We start from the raw sequence: 17,681 nt of genomic DNA, 5'->3' as shown, positions 1-17,681 counted from the left end.
GGCAAGCAGAAATAGAACAGCGATACAGTAAAAGAAAAGAATGCAAAATCCTTACGGACGCTTACCATCCAAAGGTTCTGCATTCTTTTTCAGCTACATGGATAATATTTGTTAAGCTATCGGTACAGCCGCAGGGGAACATCAAGGCTTCCCTGCAATAGTTGCCCTGTTATAAAGGGATTATCGTTTTACCTTCATCAGTTCACTGAATTCATCCAGTGTTTTTTCGAAAAAGGTGAAGGCATCGTCGTAGACACTGTCCACTCTCGGATCAACACCGGCATGGATCAGCTCATCCAGCGGTGACTCGCTGCCACCCTTGGTGAGAAACTCCAGATACTCCGTTGTATCTCCGGCAAGTATCTTCTTCGCAAAGCTCAATGCCACCGACATACCCAAGGTATATTTATATACATAGAAATTGAAATAAAAGTGCGGTATGTAGTAACAATGATAGCGCTGCAGATCATCCACCTCAACAGCATCCCCGTAATACTGCCTGGACAGCTCCATGTACAGGGAGGTCAGCTTCTGTGAGGAAACTGCTTCTTTGTTTTCCAGCATGGCATACAGCTGCTTTTCGAATTCTGCGTACATCGGCTGCCGATATAGCGTGCCGACAAGCTGATTCAGCAGATTGGAAAGAAGATATGCTTTCTCTTCCTCACTATCGCTGTGATCCAGCAAATAACGGTTCAACAGAATCTCATTCACAGTGGATGCCACTTCGGCAACAAAAATCGTATACTGAGAAAGCATTGGCCGGTTATGGTGACGGGAATACCAGGAGTGCATGGAATGTCCCAGCTCATGCGCCAGCGTGCTCAGGGAAGGATAATCGTTTGTGAAATTGGTCAGTACATACGGGCGGGAATCATAGGTCCCCCCGGAATATGCTCCACCCTGTTTACCTGCACATGGCAGAAAGTCGATCCAGCGCTCCTCTCTTGCCTGATCCAGCAGTTGCACATAGTCTTCGCCAAGCGGTGCAAGGGCATGCTTGAGAATATCGAAGCTTTCATCGATGGAATAGGTGATATCCACCGCATCCACCAGTGGTATCTGAATATCGTACACATGCTGAACAGCAAGTCCGCTGACCTGCTTGCGAAGCGCAAAGTAACGGTGAATGCCATTGATGTATTTTTCATTTGCCATGAAAAGCACCTTGTCAAACAGCGACCGGTCAACGCCGTCTTCAAACAGGGAGGCTTCCAGAGCATTGGAGAAATTGCGTAATCCGGCTTCGAATATCTGTCCCCTGGCATGCCCGCTCAACAGATTCATAAATACATTCTGATAGGTTTTATAGGCGGTGAAAAAATGTTCAAAGGCTTCCTTACGTACTCTTGGGTCACGGTTTTTCAGGAACTGCTGATAGGTTCCTTCATTCAGGAATTCCTCTTTTCCATCCACCAGAACAGGCTCGAACTGCAAACGGAAGCTTTCAAAGGTTTTCTGCGGATTGCGGATCAGCTCGCCCGCCTGTGCAAGCAAAGCCTCCTGTTCTTCATTCAGCCGGTGTGGAATCGTATGGAATACCTCTTCCATCGGGTAGCGGAAGTCCCGACAGTCATCCTCCAGCAGCCATTGCTCAATTTGTTCCCTGTTTTGAATCAGAAGTAAAGGCAGATTGGATAATGCCTGATTCACCTGCTGATACAGGGTATAGCTGCGTGCCAGATTTTCCTGGTTCTGCATATTTTCAGGGTCGACATCACTGCTCATCTTAGCATAGCTGATAAGATTATCCAGATAGCGCTCCAGTGTTTCCTGATGCTCCATAAAGCTGATGAAGCTGGCTCTGTCATCCGCAAGGGATGAGAGTGCAGCCTGCAATAATTTGATTTCCTTTTGTGCCAGTGCAAACTGAGCTTCAAAGGCCTCCTGATTTTCAAAGAGAAAGCGCAGATCCCAGGTCAGCTGTGAATCTATTTCGTTACGTTTCATGTATGATCACCTCATATAGTATTGTATGTCAAAAAAAAAGAAATCACAAGGAGGCGTGTGATTTCTTCCGTTTTCTTTCCTACAGCATATCATCTTCATCTTTTTTGTACTGCGATTTTTCCGTTCCTGCCTTCTTCCACGGCTTTTTCAGACGCAGATTCGGATGCCGTCTGCGGTATACAAAGAGTGTGAGGAACAGACATACAAGCAGTGCCAGCAGCAGACATGGCAACAGGACATAGCGAAGGATATAGTTCTTTCCGTTCAAGGCGATCGTATTCACCTCTGCAATATCGTCTGCTTCCTGTATGCTGCGCTGGTTTGCGGATACCAGAACATAGCTGCCAAGCTTTTCCGTTGTAAAGCGGATGCGGCTTTTACTTTGCTCGGTGGGAATCTGATAGACATCCTGCCCATCCACATAATATATATGATAGCGTTTGTTTTTGCTGTCCTTCGGCTTTTTGATAGAGAAGACAGCCTCCTGCTTCAGCTTCAGGGAGGAGAAATCATCCGTTCCTTCAATAGAGAAGGTTTCTTCAACAGTGGTTCCGTTTGCCCGGGCTACTTTTTTTGCAAGTGCCTGCTGCTCCTCATCTATGGAATTCTTTACCTTGAGGACAATCGTTTTTGGCAGGAAGGTATTGAGGAAACCGGTTTCCTGTATCCGTGCCATGGATAAGCCGGATACCTGCAGATCATGGCTGTCATCCTTAATGATGACACTGTAGCGGGGCTTCAGATTCTCCTGCAGTATCCGGTCGATAAGACGGATCTGCTCATTTGCGAGCGGTGTGAGAGGGAATGCAGTGACATCCTTGCGGAGCTGCTCCAGCTCCTGCAGAGCCTCCTCGTTTAAATCCGTTTTCCCGTCGTACAGCTTAATGACTGCCGCAGCTCGCTGCTGCATGTTTTCCTGCTTTTTCGTCAGCTCGTCGGATACCCTGATTTCATAATTCAGCGTACAGCCGGCATAGGTCACCTTCAGTGTTTTGGTTCCTGTCTTTTTGCTGGAGAAGCCCTCCACCATATCGGTGGTCATGGAAACCTCCTTACTTGTACCATCCGCAAAATCCACGCGGATTCTGCCATCACTGACATCGAGGGATTCATTTAAATCATAGGTGGTAAGCGGCATCTGTGTCAGCACAATCTGCTTGACATCCCTGTATGTTGCCTTGTAGGTCAACGGTTCCCCTGCGGGCTTTAGCTGTATATCCCAGGAAGAAAAGAGGGCATGATCCTTAACCGGTGCCTGGATCACCGGTGTCTTTCCGGTTTCCACCTGCAGGGTGATTTTCTTATCATTGGGATAAAATGTTCCGCCGTTCGCATCAAAGGTGATATCCACATAGGCTTTATCCTGTATGTGCTTGCTGTTGAGCACTGTGGAAACATCTTCTGCCTTCACGAAGCCATAGCTGTTTTTGAAATTGTAGCTTCCTTCCTGCTGCTTCTGCTCTTTGTCAAGGGAAGGGTCGCTTTGTACCCGATACCAGACGCCATCCCTGTTCTCCAGCTTTTCCAGCAGAATCAGGGCTGCATCATAGCCTTTTTTGATGCTGTATACGGCATCACTTTTTTTATCAGCGTTTTTATATATGGAAACACCGGTATTTTTCACGATACCAAGCGCATAGCGGTTGTGATCCCTGTCCCCCATGGCGTGATCCATTTCATAAAAGTACTGGGCTGCTTTTTCTCCCCAGTAGGGATCGGATGCGTAAGATACATTCATACCGCCTGCCTTGTTTCCGAAGAAGCCGCCGTGAAACTGAAACTGGCTGGGATTCATATACGCATTGGACAGGTAATGCAGGGCATGGGAGTATACGCTGCCTGAGGTGCTGGCATAGCGGGAGGCATTTTCCTCAACAGCGGAATCATAGGCAGCATGTCCGAACAGATTGTTGCGGGTGTAGGCGAGATAGCTTCTTCCCAGAGCACTTTCATTCTCCGCCAGTGAAAGCATCATCAGCGCATTTGCCCCGAATTGATTCTGATACTGGAAAAATGCAGCTTCCGCCTGTAAAAGCAAAGATTGCGTTAAAACATCATGGATATAGTTATCCTTATCGTAAAAGCCGGTTATTGTATGACGCAGAGCCAGCGTATCCTTCAGATACCGGTCCACATCCTTTTGTGAATAGGCACTGGTGGATCGATGATTCAGATACTGATAATAATTATAATAGGGGGCATTGGCATTCACCGCATGAGAAAAGCTGCTGTTTCGGTAATCTTCGATCATCATAGCGTAATCATCATAGAAATAATGGGTATCATAGCTATAGTAGGTAACGCCCTCCTTTAGCTGCTGCGGAGCGTTTCCCAGCTGCAGGATATTGTCATAGGCAGCGGTTGCGAGTGAGGATTTCAGCTGATGCTGCAGAGTGTTGTTTTTTACCGTAAATGAGGAAACATTGGGAACCTGCTCAATCGGATAGATGGTGACATCGGCTGCATCTGCCCATCCGGTAACACCGGACAAACGAAACTTTACCTTTTGTGTTCCGGGATTGTATTCCAGAAATGCCGCGTCAATGCCATAACAGCCGTTGGTATAGCCCTCTTCACCATTTTCATCATTTGTGTAGGTAATGTTCAGCGTGCAGTCTTTGGCTGTCGCAAATTCCACAACGCCCTGCTCCAGACTCAGGAAGCTGCTGCCATAGGTGATTGCGAGATTGTCATAGCTGCGTTTACGAAGTGTATAGAGAACTTTTGCCCTGGCATAGGTGTCACAGTCCTCAAGGATTGTATAGGTACCATCCTTTTCCACACTGACAATGTGATATGTTCCATCATCCTGCAGCGTCTTTTCACTGGCTGATACCGGAGTAAGGGATGCCGTGATCAAAAGGCTCAGCATAAGGATGTACAGTTTTTTCTTAATCATGTCGATAACCTCCACACATGTCTTTATTATATCGTACAATCGTGTGCAGGACATGTGAAAGTATAGAAATATATTGAAATTGTAAGATTTCATAATGCATATTTTATGAAAGGATAGCATAGATAGGATCCTTGTTAAATGCCTGCTCAAAGAGGATGCGTGATTGGAATAGGAATACAGGAACGCTTGATTGCTACGCTCAGAAAGCGGCATGCGGACATAAGCAGGTGGTATTCCGCCATCCTCTTCAACAAAGGAATTCATAAAGGCATAGGAGTTGACAGCAGAAAAGGCAGCTACTATAATAGGAATGTACCAGGGCACCCCCTGGGGGAGGTGAGAGGATGAACGATGAACGTAAAAAAGCACTTCAGAAGATAAAGACTGCACGCGGTCAGCTGGATGGTATCATTCGCATGATGGAAGAAGGACGCTATTGTATCGATATATCAAATCAGATTTCAGCATCGACGGCTCTGCTGAAAAAAGCAAATCAGCATATTCTGAGCGGACATTTGCACAGCTGTGTACTGACTGCTATTGAAGAAAGGGATGCAGAGGAAAAGGTCAGCGAAATCGAAGCTGTAATTGCGGCACTGCTGAAATAGAAGGAAGGAAAATCTTATGAACAAGACATATAGAATAGAAGGGATGCACTGCTCAGCATGTGCAGCCTCGGTAGAAAAAATATTGAAGCGTCAGCCGGCGGTAGAGGATGCTTCCGTAAATCTGGTTATGGAAGAAGCGGTGGTCAGCTTCACGGACGGCTTTGACGAAAAAGCGGCCATGCAGGCTGTGGAAAAGGGCGGCTTTCATATGAAGGAGCGCGATGCTGCCAAGCAGCAGACCTATCGTGTTGAGGGCATGCATTGTGCCGCCTGCAGTGCAGCTGTAGAGCGGGTATTGAACCGCTTTGAGGAAATTGAGCAGGCGAGTGTGAATCTGGTAATGAATACCGTGCGCATTACATTTACGAAAAAGAATTTCGAGGCGTGGGCAGCGGCAGTGAAAAAGGCCGGCTTCACGCTGCTGGAGGAAGCGAAGAAGACATATCGCATCGATGTGGATGGAATGACCTGTTCGTCCTGCAGCGCAGCGCTGGAGCATGCATTGAATAAAGCGGAAGGAATATCCGCTGTCAGCATCAACCTTGTCACAAATACGGCAACAGTGGAAGCAGACCCGCATAAAATCAAGCTGTCGGAGATTCTGGCAATTATTCAGAATACCGGGTATCACGGCACGCTTCATGTGGAGCGAAAGGAAGAAGCTGTGAAAAAGGATTCTACATCCATAAAAATTTATACCACCCTGGCTCTGGCCTTTATCCTTTTGTATATCGGTATGTCGCATATGCTGGGCAATATCCGGCTGCCGCTGCCGGATATCATTCATTATGACACACATCCCTTTCATTTTGCGCTCATCCAATTTCTTCTTGCGACAGTGATTCTCCTTCTGGGACGTCATTTCTTTACCAGAGGGTTTACAGCATTATTCCACAAGGCGCCCAATATGGATACGCTGGTGGCGGTTGGTACAGGGAGCGCCTATCTGTATTCCCTGTATTCTCTGATTTCCATTCTGCAGGGCAATCTGCATGCCGTTCACAGCCTGTATTTTGAATCTGCCGGTGTCGTTGTGGCGCTGGTGCAGTTTGGAAAGCATCTGGAAAGCATTTCGAAGAAGAAATCCACAGGGGCGATTTCTGCACTGCTGCAGCTGCGTCCAAGCAATGCGACATTGCTGAGAGACGGGAAAGAGGTGGAAATTCAGGCAGAGGAAATCACGATCGGTGATCTGCTTGTGGTAAAGCCGGGAGAGCATATTCCGGTAGACGGTATCTTAAAGGAAGGACATGCGAGTGTGGATGAAAGCATGCTGACGGGGGAAAGTATGCCGGTTTCCAAGCAGCAGGGGGATGCATTGATCCAGGGGACGATTGCACTGGATGCCAGAATCGTGATGGAATGCAATGCGGTTGAGGAGGATACCACACTTGCGAAAATCATCCGTATGGTCGAGGAGGCACAGGGCAAAAAGGCGCCGATTGCACGTATTGCGGATAAGATTTCCCTGTATTTCGTGCCAACGGTTATGGCGATTGCCTTTGTAGCAGCACTGCTCTGGTATCTTTCCACACAGGATTTTGCCTTTGCGCTGACGATCTTTGTCAGTGTGCTGGTTATCGCCTGCCCGTGTGCGCTTGGTCTGGCAACACCGACCGCCATCATGGTGGGAACCGGAAAGGCGGCACAGTTCGGTATCTTTATGAAGAGTGGAGAGGCACTGGAAACAGCGAGCAGTATTGATACAATTGTGTTTGATAAAACCGGAACACTGACAATCGGTAAGCCGGTTGTAACCGATATCGCAGCCAAGGATGAGCAAAAGCTTCTTTCCATTGCGGCATCTCTGGAGGCAGGAAGCCGTCACCCGCTGGCAACGGCTATTCTGGAAAAAGCGAGGGAAGAAAATATCAGCGGTTCTGCGTTAACGCATATTGAAACACATAACGGGCGCGGTCTCAGCGGTATTCGGGATGATACGACATGGTATGCGGGAAGCCGCACCTTTCTGGAGCTGGCAGGAGCTTCCTGTGATGCATATGCCGCACAGGAGCTGGCCTGGCTGCAGCAGGGAAAAACAGTCGTATGGATCGGCACGTCTTCTCATATATATGGGATTATTGCCATTGCAGATCAGCTGAAGCCGCAGACGAAAGATGTCATACGACGTCTTCGTCAACAGCAAATCGATGTGGTCATGCTGACAGGCGATAATGAAATCACAGCGGCAGCGATTGCGGAAGCCGCAGGAATCGAACATGTGATAGCACAGGTACTTCCAGATCAAAAGGGGGAGGAGGTCAAAAAGCTGCAGGCACAGGGGAAAGTCGTTGCCATGGTCGGGGACGGCATCAACGATGCAGTCGCTCTGACACAAAGCGAGGTCGGCATTGCCATCGGAAGCGGCAGTGATGTTGCGGTGGAGAGTGCTGACATCGTATTGGTGAAGGATAATATTCAGGATGTGGAGACGGCAATCCGTTTATCTAAGGCAGTTATACGCAATATCAAGCAGAATCTGTTCTGGGCATTCTTCTACAATACGCTGGGTATCCCGATTGCGGCCGGTGTGCTGCATCTGTTTGGCGGACCGCTGCTGTCTCCGGTATTCGCAGGTGCTGCGATGGCGTTCAGCTCAGTGAGCGTTGTCAGCAATGCGCTTCGCCTTCGTAACTTTACATGAGCTTATACAAAATGCTTTTATCATACGAATGACTATATGCTCTGCCATGAATGCAGTATCTGCTGTCAAGGCTTTCAGCCGCAATCAAAAAAGACATCGCTGTATAGGAATTTTAATTTTTATGCAGAAAATGAAAATTTTAAGTGAAAAAGGCGACAAGATATAGTACAATAATCTTAATGAAAACTGAGGTGTACTATGGACTATAAAATTATTATATTGGCCGTCGTTATTACAATCGTACTGATTGTCGGCACGCAGGTATGGAAGCAGAGTATTTTGAAGAAGCTGTTAAAGCATATGCAGCAGGGTGATTTCAATGCGTATTTCAAGCTTCTGGATTCTCTTCCCTGCAAGTATTTCTATCCTCCGTTCAACCGTGAATATATGCGTTTAAACGGCTATATCATGAAAGCGGATAAGAAAAAAATCGAAGAGTGCTTTGAATTGATTCTGAGCATGCGGATGAATAAAAAGCAGGAGCTGGATGTTGTCATAAAAGCATTTTATTACTATCTGGACGAGGATAGCAAAAAGAAATGTAAAACATTGCTGGAGCGTATGAAAAAGATTGCGGATGAGAGCATTACTCAGGAGTGTCAGGTCATCTATGATATTCTGCTGGAAGAAAAGACCAGCTATATCGATGATATGGAGAAACAGCTGAAGAATGAAGAGCTGCAGGAAGCGCAGAAGGGTATGTTCCATTATATGCTGGCGCTGCAGTACAGCTATTTGAAGGATGAAAAGAAAAAGAAGGAACATCTGCAGGCGGCGTCAAAGGATCTTAAGGGAACTCCGTATGAGATGAAAATCAACCAGTTGATGAAAAAATAGGAAAGCAGCAATTGTGTATCTCTTCTTATTTTATGTAAAAGTGATAGATAGAGAGATTTCTTGAATGCCGAATACCGTCATTTCTGAAATCTCTTTTTCATATTGCGTATGGAACGTTATATCACCGCTGAAGGACATGCAGAGGGCTATTTGTTGAGTAGAATGAATTACAATTACAAAATACATCTTAAGAGAGGATATAAGCTATACGATTCATTTTAAAGTAAAAAAGAGGACCGTGTTAAAATTTATAAAATTAGAAACTACCGAGAATTACCCGGTAGTTCGTAAAGTAGGATAAAGAAATATTCAAAGAGCCTTGACACACTATAACCTTGACATGAGTTTATTCGCAGGCTGATCTGTAATATAAGTATAATTGGAAAATATGTGAGCTTCATAGTTTAAGGTTTTGTACATTTCACTTCATATCACGCTGTAAAAATAATCAAGTTGATACATGATAGGAAAGGGATAAATTTTGTTCTCTGCTTATCAAGGAGGTTCTTTCTGAATATGAAAGCGACTACCCACTGCCTTGTGTCCAAAATATAAAAAGAAAAATAATGCCATGCTGTTTCAAGAAAATTATAAGGCAGTACACGAAATCAGATTGCTGTCTGCTGTCGCTGTTCCAGATGAAAAGAATATTATAGAAAGGTAGATGCTGACAAGATAGCATCAGGTGAAAAAATGGTAGAGAACTTTAAGAATCGTGATTTAAATGTAGTGGTATTCAAAGATGGAGAATTACAGTTGGATGTATCAGTATGTCCCGAAGAAAACACGGTTTGGCTAAACAGAATGCAGATTTCCATGTTGTTTGACAGGGATATCAAAACGATTGGTAGACATATCAATAACATATTTAAAGAGAAAGAGTTGGACAAAGAAGCAGTTGTCGCAAAATATGCGACAACTGCCGCTGACGGAAAAACGTATCAAGTGGACAACTATAATCTTGATGTCATCATATCAGTAGGATATAGAGTCAAATCACAACGCGGTATTGAATTTAGAAAATGGGCAAATGGAATCCTAAAAGATTACATGGTTCAAGGCTATGCAGTTAATGAGAAAAGGCTGCAATATTTAAATAAAACAATACGACTGCAATCCGGCATTATTGCCGGAATCGCCGGTATTGATGCAGACTCGGTTCTTCAGGTGGTTGAAGAATACACTGCAGCCTTGGAATTGCTTGACAGTTATGATCACCAGAGCTTGAAAAAACCGGATGGAACCAAATGTGTTTATCAGTTGACTTATGAAGAAAGCAGAGAATTCATTGACAAAATGAGCTTTGATTCGGATGTGTTCGGAGTGGAAAAAGAGCCTGGAAAAGTTGCCGGTATATTGGCGGCTGTATATCAGGATGTATTCAGCCAGGAGGTTTATCCAACACTTGAAGAAAAGGCGGCAAACCTTTTATACTTTCTTATTAAGGACCATCCGTTCGCTGATGGATGCAAACGAATAGCAGCAGCATTGTTTCTGGAATTTTTAAATAAGAATAATGCCTTGCTTCATAATGGTGAAAAAATTATCAGTGATAGTGCACTGGTTGCCATCACACTGATGGTTGCTGAATCTAAGCCGGAAGAAAAGGAAATCATGATAGCACTGGTGATGAATTTTTTAATAAAGAACTGATGTTTTATGAAGCAAACGGAATATGAGCTGCTATGTTCAGGAATACTGTCAGGAACTGGCAGTTTTTTCTTAGGCATTTAAGTTGCGTGAACTGTCACAATCCACCTATACTAATACAAGATAGGTGGTATGTATATGAAGATACAGAAAAGAGATGGACAACTTCAGGAATTTGAAGGAGAGAAGATTGCACAGGCAATCAGAAAAGCATTCCGCAGTACCGGGACGCTCATTGAAGAGTCGGTACTTAAGGAAATTATTGAGGACATAACAAAAGCAGCAGCGGCAGACAAGCCGATGCTGAGTGTAGAGGTCGTTCAGGATCTTGTAGAAGAAGAACTGATGCAGCATCAGTTTTATAAAGAAGCAAAAAACTATATTCTGTATCGTCAGAAGCGAACGGAATCCAGGAAGGTGGTACAGGATCTTGTCCATGCACTGCAAAAGGAAGACCTTTACAGCATACTGGCGGATATTCAGCAGCGTTATCCGGATGAGGGCTATGATCTGCGTCATCTGCTCATGAAATTTCATTCCTTTTTGAAAGAGGATATGGAAAGTGATGAGCGGCTGCATATGCTGATGAAGGCAAGTGTTGAGTTAATCAGTAAAGAGGCACCCAAATGGGAATATATCGCTTCCCGCTTTCTTTCCTATGCGCTGCATGAGGAAATCAGTGCCCGCATGCAAAAGCTGGAGCTTCCCGTATTCAGTAAAAAACTGAAATATCTGGAAGAACAGGGATATTACGGTGATTATATACGGAAGGCATACAGTGATGCGGAGATTGATGAGCTGGGCGCATATCTGAAGGATGAGCGCGATTACCTGTTTACCTACAGCGGTCTGGAGCTCGTGAAAAAACGGTATCTGATGTGTTCCCATGCCCATGAGGTTTTGGAAACACCGCAGGAAATGTTCATGGGTATCGCTATGCATCTGGCACTGCCGGAACAGAATCGCATGTACTGGGCGAAGCAGATCTATGATATTCTCTCTCAATTGCAGGTAACGATGGCAACACCGACCATGTCCAATGCCCGCAAGCCGTATCATCAGCTTTCCAGCTGCTTCATCGATACGGTAGAGGACACCTTAAACAATATTTATAAGAGTGTGGATAATTTCGCACAGGTTTCCAAATACGGCGGTGGAATGGGACTGTATTTTGGCAAGGTTCGTGCAAACGGCAGTGATATCCGCGGCTTTGAGGGAGCTGCCGGGGGTGTGATACGCTGGATCAAGCTTGTCAATGATACGGCGACCGCAGTCGATCAGCTGGGGGTTCGTCAGGGGGCAGTCGCTGTCTATCTGGATGCCTGGCACAAGGATCTTCCCGAGTTTTTGAATCTGAGAACCAATAACGGGGATGACCGCATGAAGGCACATGATGTGTTTCCTGCTGTCTGTTATCCGGACCTGTTCTGGAAGATGGCAAAAGAGGATTTGAATGCGACCTGGTATCTGATGTGTCCGCATGAAATTCATAAAATCAAGGGCTATCACCTGGAGGATTTCTATGGTGAGGAATGGGAAGAGCGCTACTTTGACTGTGTGCAGGACCCGCGTGTTCCCAAGCGCACCATGGTGCTGAAGGATCTGGTACGTCTGATTCTGAAATCGGCAGTGGAAACCGGTACACCGTTTACCTTTAACCGTGATCATGTGAACCGTATGAATCCAAATGCACATGCCGGTATGATTTACTGCAGCAATCTCTGTACAGAAATCGCACAGAATATGAAGGCGCTAAAGCTGGAAGAAAGCCGCATTGTGGAAATTGACGGAGAGAGCGTGGTAGTTAATGAAAGTAAGCCGGGAGATTTTGTCGTCTGCAATCTGGCAAGTCTGTCGCTGGGGAATATTGATGTAAACAACGAGGAAGAGCTTTCCCATATCATTCATGTTATTGTACGCGCATTGGATAATGTAATCGATCTGAATTATTATCCGATTCCCTATGCGAAAATCACAAACCGCAAATATCGCCCAATCGGTTTGGGAGTCAGCGGCTATCATCATATGCTGGTTAAGCAGAATCTGCGGTTTGAGTCCGAGGAGCATCTGCAATTTGCGGATACCCTTTTTGAAAAAATCAATTACTATGCGATTCAGGCAAGCACTGCACTGGCTAGGGAAAAGGGCAGCTATTCCATGTTTGCAGGAAGTGACTGGCAAAGCGGTGCCTATTTCACAAAGCGAGGCTATACATCCGATGCATGGAGCCGGCTGTTTCGGCAGGTGCGTGAGCAGGGAATGCGCAATGCATGGCTGATGGCAATCGCACCGACAAGCTCCACCTCCATCATCGCAGGAACAACGGCCGGTGTGGATCCGATTATGAATAAATATTTTCTGGAAGAAAAAAAGGGCAGTATGATTGCCCGTGTTGCACCGGATTTGGATGCGAGAACCTTCTGGCTGTATAAGAATGCCCATCTGATCGATCAGGAATGGGTGGTGCGCTCGGCCGGTATCCGGCAGCGTCATATTGACCAGGCACAGTCTGTCAATCTGTATATTACCAATGAATTTACCCTGCGCCAGGTTCTGATGCTGTATATTCACGCATGGGAATATGGTGTAAAAACGATTTATTATGTTCGCAGCAAGTCATTGGAAGTAGAGGAATGCGAATCCTGCGCATCCTAGAAGGGAGTATGTATGAGTGATTTAGTAAGAAAGCCTCTGTTTAATGAACACGGGGATTGCGAGGTCGGAAAGCGCCGCATGATCAATGGCAATACGACCAATCTGAATGATTTTAACAACATGAAATATACCTGGGTATCCGACTGGTATCGTCAGGCGATGAACAATTTCTGGATTCCTGAGGAAATCAACCTGAATCAGGATGTAAAGGACTACCGCAGGCTGCGTGAGGCAGAGAAAACGGCATATGACAAAACCCTGTCCTTTCTGATTTTTCTGGATTCCATTCAGACAGCGAATCTGCCAAATGTAGGGGAATATATAACCGCCAATGAGGTGAATCTGTGTCTGACGATACAGGCCTTTCAGGAGGCTGTTCACTCTCAGAGCTACAGCTATATGCTGGATTCCATCTGTTCACCGCAGGAACGCACGGATATTCTGTACCAGTGGAAGGACGATGAGCGTTTATTGAATCGAAACAAATTCATCGGGGATCTGTATAATGATTTCCAGACACATAGAGACGGCAGACATTTGATGAAAACGATGATGGCGAATTATATACTGGAGGGTATTTACTTTTATTCCGGCTTTATGTTTTTCTATAATCTGGGACGCATGGGAAAAATGCCGGGCTCCGTACAGGAAATCCGCTATATCAACCGGGATGAAAATACGCATCTATGGTTGTTTCGCTCTATGATTCTGGAGCTGCAAAAAGAGGAGCCGCAGCTGTTTACGGAAGAGCTGATTGAGGAATATAAGGACATGCTTCGCCATGGTGTGGAGGAGGAGATTCGCTGGGGAGAGTATGTGATAGGAAATCATATCGAAGGACTGACAATGGAAATGGTATCCGATTACATTCATTACTTGGGAAATCTTCGCAGCAATTCTCTTGGCTTCGGTTCCTTGTATGACGGCTTTGAAAATGAACCGAAATCCATGGAATGGGTATCCATGTATGCGAATGCCAATCTGATCAAAACCGATTTTTTTGAAGCACGCTCCTCCGCTTATGCGAAGAGCAGTGCGCTGGTGGATGATCTGTAGGCAGCTATAAAAACCATGTTTCTACTATCCTTTGTTTTTTTAATACATCATGCAAAGGATTTCATAGGATGCGGATGTAATCGTATGGAATCCTTTTTTCTAATGGAAAAGCATACTTCATCGTACTGCGGTTTCATACGGATACCGTAATTGTACAGGCAATGTAAAGTACAGGTATGAATTGCAGGAAGACAGAGAAGAAAAGTAAGCAGCTATAAAGCGGTTTGAAATTGCAGGCATGATATATGCAAAAGGTCTGCACAAGCAACTAGCTGTAATCCTGAAAAGCGATGCATACACCTGCTCTCATATTCAAGCATATACAATGCGGGGCATGAGAGTTGCTTTGATTGTTAGCCTATGGTAATATTTATGCAGATAAACAAGGAGGTCACAGTATGACATATGTATATGCATCCAGAATGGGTAAAACAGAGAAATTGATCGAAAAGCTTGCGATTGACGCAATGAAAATAGAAAACGGTACAGAAACGGTGAAGGGTGATTACATTCTATTTACTTATACGGATGGGAATGGTGTCGTTCCAAACATCGTGGAGAGCTTCCTGGAAAACAACCCTGACGGCTTAAAGGGGGTTGTAGCCGGAGGAAGCAGAGAGCGCCATGCCGCAACCTTTGGCTGGGCGGGGGATATCATCTCAGAAAAATACAATGTTCCCTGTCTTTACAAGGTCGATGGTGAGGGCAGTGAAGAGGATGTTGAGAAAATAAAACAGATGATTCGCTAAGTATGACCGCATAATCTATGCGGTCACAAGAAGGATTGGATGCCTGCAGTCTGTATGCAGCTTCTGATCTTTTTTTTGTAATCAAAGGAAGGCGATACGAACAAATGTATGGTTCAAATATAAATTGTCTACTGATTATGCCTGAGGAAAGGTTCTATTCTTACCTTAGGGTGTATGCAAAAGGAAGGATTCAGATTCTGATGATAAGCTACTATCGTATGGATTTCTCCTTTAATTGAAATTCTCTGCAAACCCATTGGAAATTCCATACGGTCTTTTCATATACCGGTTTTTGTTCGTCATGGTTACTGTCGTACAGCTTTTCGGTCATCTTTCTTTCACTTTTTTCAAGTGCGTGGTATATTTTGGTTAGATATGGGTAACATATAGTGAAAACCCATGCAAAGGAGGCTTCACAATGAGTGAAAAAAGAAAAATCGTACTGGTTGGTACCGGCTTTGTCGGTATGAGCATGGCATATAGTTTTCTGAGCACCGGAGGAATTGACGAATTGGTGCTGCTTGATGTCGCAAAGGAAAAGGCAGTCGGAGAGGCGATGGATCTGCAGCACGGCTTGCCGTATGCCAGAGGTAAAATGGAAATCTATGCAGGAGATTATGCGGATTGCAGAGATGCGAGTATTGTGGTGATTACAGCAGGAGCTGCCCAGAAGCCGGAGGAAACACGTCTGGACCTGACAGCGAAGAACGCAAAAATTATGAAGAGTGTTGTGGAAAGCATCATGGCAAGCGGCTTTGATGGTATACTGATCATTGCCAGCAATCCGGTGGATGGCATGACATACCTCGCACAGAAGGTCAGCGGTCTGCCAAAAGAGCGTGTCATCGGCTCCGGAACGATTCTGGATACGGCACGCCTTCGTTATATGATGAGTGAGTATCTGGATGTATCCAGCTCCAACATGCATGCCTATATCATGGGAGAGCATGGCGATTCCAGCTTTGTTCCGTGGACACATGCCTATGTCGGAAGCAAATCACTGCTGGAGCTGCTGGATGAAAAAGGAAAGCCGCTGTCCGACCTGCATGACATCTATACTAATGTGCAGCAGGCGGCATATGAAATTATCAATCGCAAGAAGGCGACTTTCTATGGTATCGGGCTTTCCTTAAACCGTCTGGTGCATGCTGTTCTGGACGATGAAAATGCCATTCTGACCGTTTCCGCTTATCAGGAAGGGGAATATCAACAGAAGGGCCTGTATATCGGCGTACCTGCAGTTGTGAACAGAGAGGGTGTCCGTGAGGTGATCCGCCTGAAGCTGAATGAGGTTGATCAGGCTAAATTTGACAGCAGCTGCAGGACCTTGAAAGAAATCAACCGGGACATCATTGATCCGCTGCTTTGATTCAGACAGTTTTCTACAGGAGATAAGGAAATGATTGCTGTTTTCTTATCTTCTTTTTTATGGTAAAGTAAAGAATGATTGGAATATCTGGAGGTAGTTTCTTTATGAATGAGAAAAGAAAAATCGTACTGGTTGGCTGTGGCTTTGTCGGTATGAGCATGGCGTACAGCTTTTTGAATACCGGAGGGATCGACGAGCTGGTGCTGATCGATGTGGATCAGGAAAAGGCGATCGGAGAGGCGATGGATTTGCAGCATGGGTTGCCCTACGCAAGAGGTAAGATGAGTATCAAGGCAGGTGGCTATGAGGAATGTCGGGATGCGGCAGTCGTTGTGATAACAGCCGGTGTTACGCAGAAGCCGACGGAAACACGTCTGGATCTTACAGCGAGAGACACGGTGATTATGAAAAGCGTAACCGAGCAGATTATGGCAAGCGGCTTTGACGGTATCCTGGTCATTGCCAGCAATCCGGTGGATGCCATGACCTATGTTGCGCAAAAGGTGAGCGGACTGCCGACGGAGCGTGTCATCGGCTCCGGAACGATTCTGGACACAGCCCGTCTACGCTATATGATGAGCGAATATCTGGATGTTTCCACCAGCAATATTCACGCGTATATCATGGGCGAGCATGGCGATTCCAGCTTTGTGCCATGGACCAATGCCTATGTCGGCTGCAAGAATCTGCTGGACCTGCTGGATGAAAAGGGCAGAGATTTATCCGATCTGCATGACATCTACACAAATGTACAGCAGGCAGGGTATGAAATCGTGAAGCGCAAGCGTTCCACCTATTATGGAATCGGACTGTCGCTGAACCGGCTGGTGCATGCCATTCTGGATGATGAGAATGTTATTCTGACAGTGTCTGCGTATCAGAATAACGAATATGGTCAAGAGGGGCTGTATATCGGTGTACCGGCAGTTGTCAACCGTCAGGGGATCCGTGAAATCGTAAAGCTGGATCTGAATGAAGTGGATCAGGCGAAGTTTAACCAGAGCTGTGAAACGATTCGTGATATCAACACGGATGCAGTTGATCCGCTGCTATAGAAAACAAACAGCGCATTGCCAGTCCAGTGTGCAGAAAATGGAAAGTCAGGCGTCCCTGCTTACAGGGATTGGTTCTTTCTTGATTGTGGGTAAACTTAACATAGGGAGACTTACATATTATTGTTTTTATCAATAGAAGCTGAAGTCTCCCTTTTGCAAATACCCTAACGTAAGAAAGAACCCGGGAATTTGCCGGCTTTCTTTTTTTA

At 45.5% G+C, this 17,681-nt stretch carries 11 protein-coding genes; 9 read left to right on the top strand and 2 right to left on the bottom strand.

The features are described 5' to 3' along the window. Nucleotides 1-180: 180 nt before the first annotated feature. Together pepF and ACG3M1_RS17280 are read right to left on the bottom strand one after the other, a co-directional pair. Complete coding sequence (gene pepF / locus ACG3M1_RS17285; protein WP_216881319.1) at nucleotides 181-1,950, bottom strand: oligoendopeptidase F; 1,770 nt, start codon at nucleotides 1,948-1,950, stop codon at nucleotides 181-183. Nucleotides 1,951-2,029: 79 nt separating this feature from the next. After that, a complete protein-coding gene (locus tag ACG3M1_RS17280; RefSeq protein WP_257269621.1) occupies nucleotides 2,030-4,849 on the bottom strand; it encodes a glucosaminidase domain-containing protein in 2,820 nt (939 codons plus the stop codon). A 344-nt stretch (nucleotides 4,850-5,193) separates the two neighbouring features. Here ACG3M1_RS17280 and ACG3M1_RS17275 point away from each other — a divergent pair, with 344 nt between their 5' ends. The 9 genes from ACG3M1_RS17275 (at nucleotide 5,194) to ACG3M1_RS17235 (ending at nucleotide 17,472) form a co-directional block, all read left to right on the top strand. After that, nucleotides 5,194-5,457, top strand: coding sequence for a metal-sensing transcriptional repressor (locus ACG3M1_RS17275; protein ID WP_008816846.1), 264 nt, complete (start codon nucleotides 5,194-5,196; stop codon nucleotides 5,455-5,457). A gap of 16 nt (nucleotides 5,458-5,473) precedes the next feature. Then, nucleotides 5,474-8,101 carry a heavy metal translocating P-type ATPase gene (locus ACG3M1_RS17270; protein WP_008816845.1) on the top strand — a complete coding sequence of 876 codons (2,628 nt, stop codon included), beginning with the start codon at nucleotides 5,474-5,476 and terminating at the stop codon, nucleotides 8,099-8,101. Nucleotides 8,102-8,299: 198 nt separating this feature from the next. Beyond that, nucleotides 8,300-8,938, top strand: coding sequence for a hypothetical protein (locus ACG3M1_RS17265; protein WP_008816844.1), 639 nt, complete (start codon nucleotides 8,300-8,302; stop codon nucleotides 8,936-8,938). 693 nt (nucleotides 8,939-9,631) lie between these two features. Continuing rightward, a complete protein-coding gene (gene rhuM / locus ACG3M1_RS17260; RefSeq protein WP_008816843.1) occupies nucleotides 9,632-10,591 on the top strand; it encodes a RhuM family protein in 960 nt (319 codons plus the stop codon). Nucleotides 10,592-10,726: 135 nt separating this feature from the next. Beyond that, a complete protein-coding gene (locus ACG3M1_RS17255) occupies nucleotides 10,727-13,243 on the top strand; it encodes a ribonucleoside-diphosphate reductase subunit alpha (RefSeq protein ID WP_009270879.1) in 2,517 nt (838 codons plus the stop codon). A 12-nt stretch (nucleotides 13,244-13,255) separates the two neighbouring features. After that, nucleotides 13,256-14,299 (top strand): ribonucleotide-diphosphate reductase subunit beta, encoded by a 1,044-nt coding sequence (locus ACG3M1_RS17250; protein WP_008816841.1) that lies wholly within the window; start codon nucleotides 13,256-13,258, stop codon nucleotides 14,297-14,299. Nucleotides 14,300-14,697: 398 nt separating this feature from the next. After that, the gene (locus ACG3M1_RS17245) at nucleotides 14,698-15,048 is read left to right on the top strand and encodes a class Ib ribonucleoside-diphosphate reductase assembly flavoprotein NrdI (RefSeq protein ID WP_008816840.1); all 351 of its coding nucleotides are present in this window, start codon (nucleotides 14,698-14,700) and stop codon (nucleotides 15,046-15,048) included. Between the two features lie 418 nt (nucleotides 15,049-15,466). Further along, entirely contained in the window at nucleotides 15,467-16,417 is a 951-nt protein-coding gene (locus tag ACG3M1_RS17240) for an L-lactate dehydrogenase (protein WP_002609540.1), read from the top strand. Nucleotides 16,418-16,521: 104 nt separating this feature from the next. Beyond that, nucleotides 16,522-17,472 carry an L-lactate dehydrogenase gene (locus ACG3M1_RS17235; protein WP_002609542.1) on the top strand — a complete coding sequence of 317 codons (951 nt, stop codon included), beginning with the start codon at nucleotides 16,522-16,524 and terminating at the stop codon, nucleotides 17,470-17,472. Nucleotides 17,473-17,681 lie beyond the last annotated feature (209 nt).

The sequence above is a fragment of the Clostridium sp. 10cd* genome (assembly GCF_044336395.1).
GTDB classification, from domain to species: domain Bacteria; phylum Bacillota_I; class Bacilli_A; order Erysipelotrichales; family Erysipelotrichaceae; genus Clostridium_AQ; species Clostridium_AQ innocuum.
This window is presented reverse-complemented; position numbering and strand designations above follow the sequence as displayed.

Coding starts and splice junctions, on each gene's coding strand:
- pepF (WP_216881319.1), bottom strand. CDS start 1,950: ATGAAACGTAACGAAATAGATTCACAGCTGACCTGGGATCTGCGCTTT.
- ACG3M1_RS17280 (WP_257269621.1), bottom strand. CDS start 4,849: ATGATTAAGAAAAAACTGTACATCCTTATGCTGAGCCTTTTGATCACG.
- ACG3M1_RS17275 (WP_008816846.1), top strand. CDS start 5,194: ATGAACGATGAACGTAAAAAAGCACTTCAGAAGATAAAGACTGCACGC.
- ACG3M1_RS17270 (WP_008816845.1), top strand. CDS start 5,474: ATGAACAAGACATATAGAATAGAAGGGATGCACTGCTCAGCATGTGCA.
- ACG3M1_RS17265 (WP_008816844.1), top strand. CDS start 8,300: ATGGACTATAAAATTATTATATTGGCCGTCGTTATTACAATCGTACTG.
- rhuM (WP_008816843.1), top strand. CDS start 9,632: ATGGTAGAGAACTTTAAGAATCGTGATTTAAATGTAGTGGTATTCAAA.
- ACG3M1_RS17255 (WP_009270879.1), top strand. CDS start 10,727: ATGAAGATACAGAAAAGAGATGGACAACTTCAGGAATTTGAAGGAGAG.
- ACG3M1_RS17250 (WP_008816841.1), top strand. CDS start 13,256: ATGAGTGATTTAGTAAGAAAGCCTCTGTTTAATGAACACGGGGATTGC.
- ACG3M1_RS17245 (WP_008816840.1), top strand. CDS start 14,698: ATGACATATGTATATGCATCCAGAATGGGTAAAACAGAGAAATTGATC.
- ACG3M1_RS17240 (WP_002609540.1), top strand. CDS start 15,467: ATGAGTGAAAAAAGAAAAATCGTACTGGTTGGTACCGGCTTTGTCGGT.
- ACG3M1_RS17235 (WP_002609542.1), top strand. CDS start 16,522: ATGAATGAGAAAAGAAAAATCGTACTGGTTGGCTGTGGCTTTGTCGGT.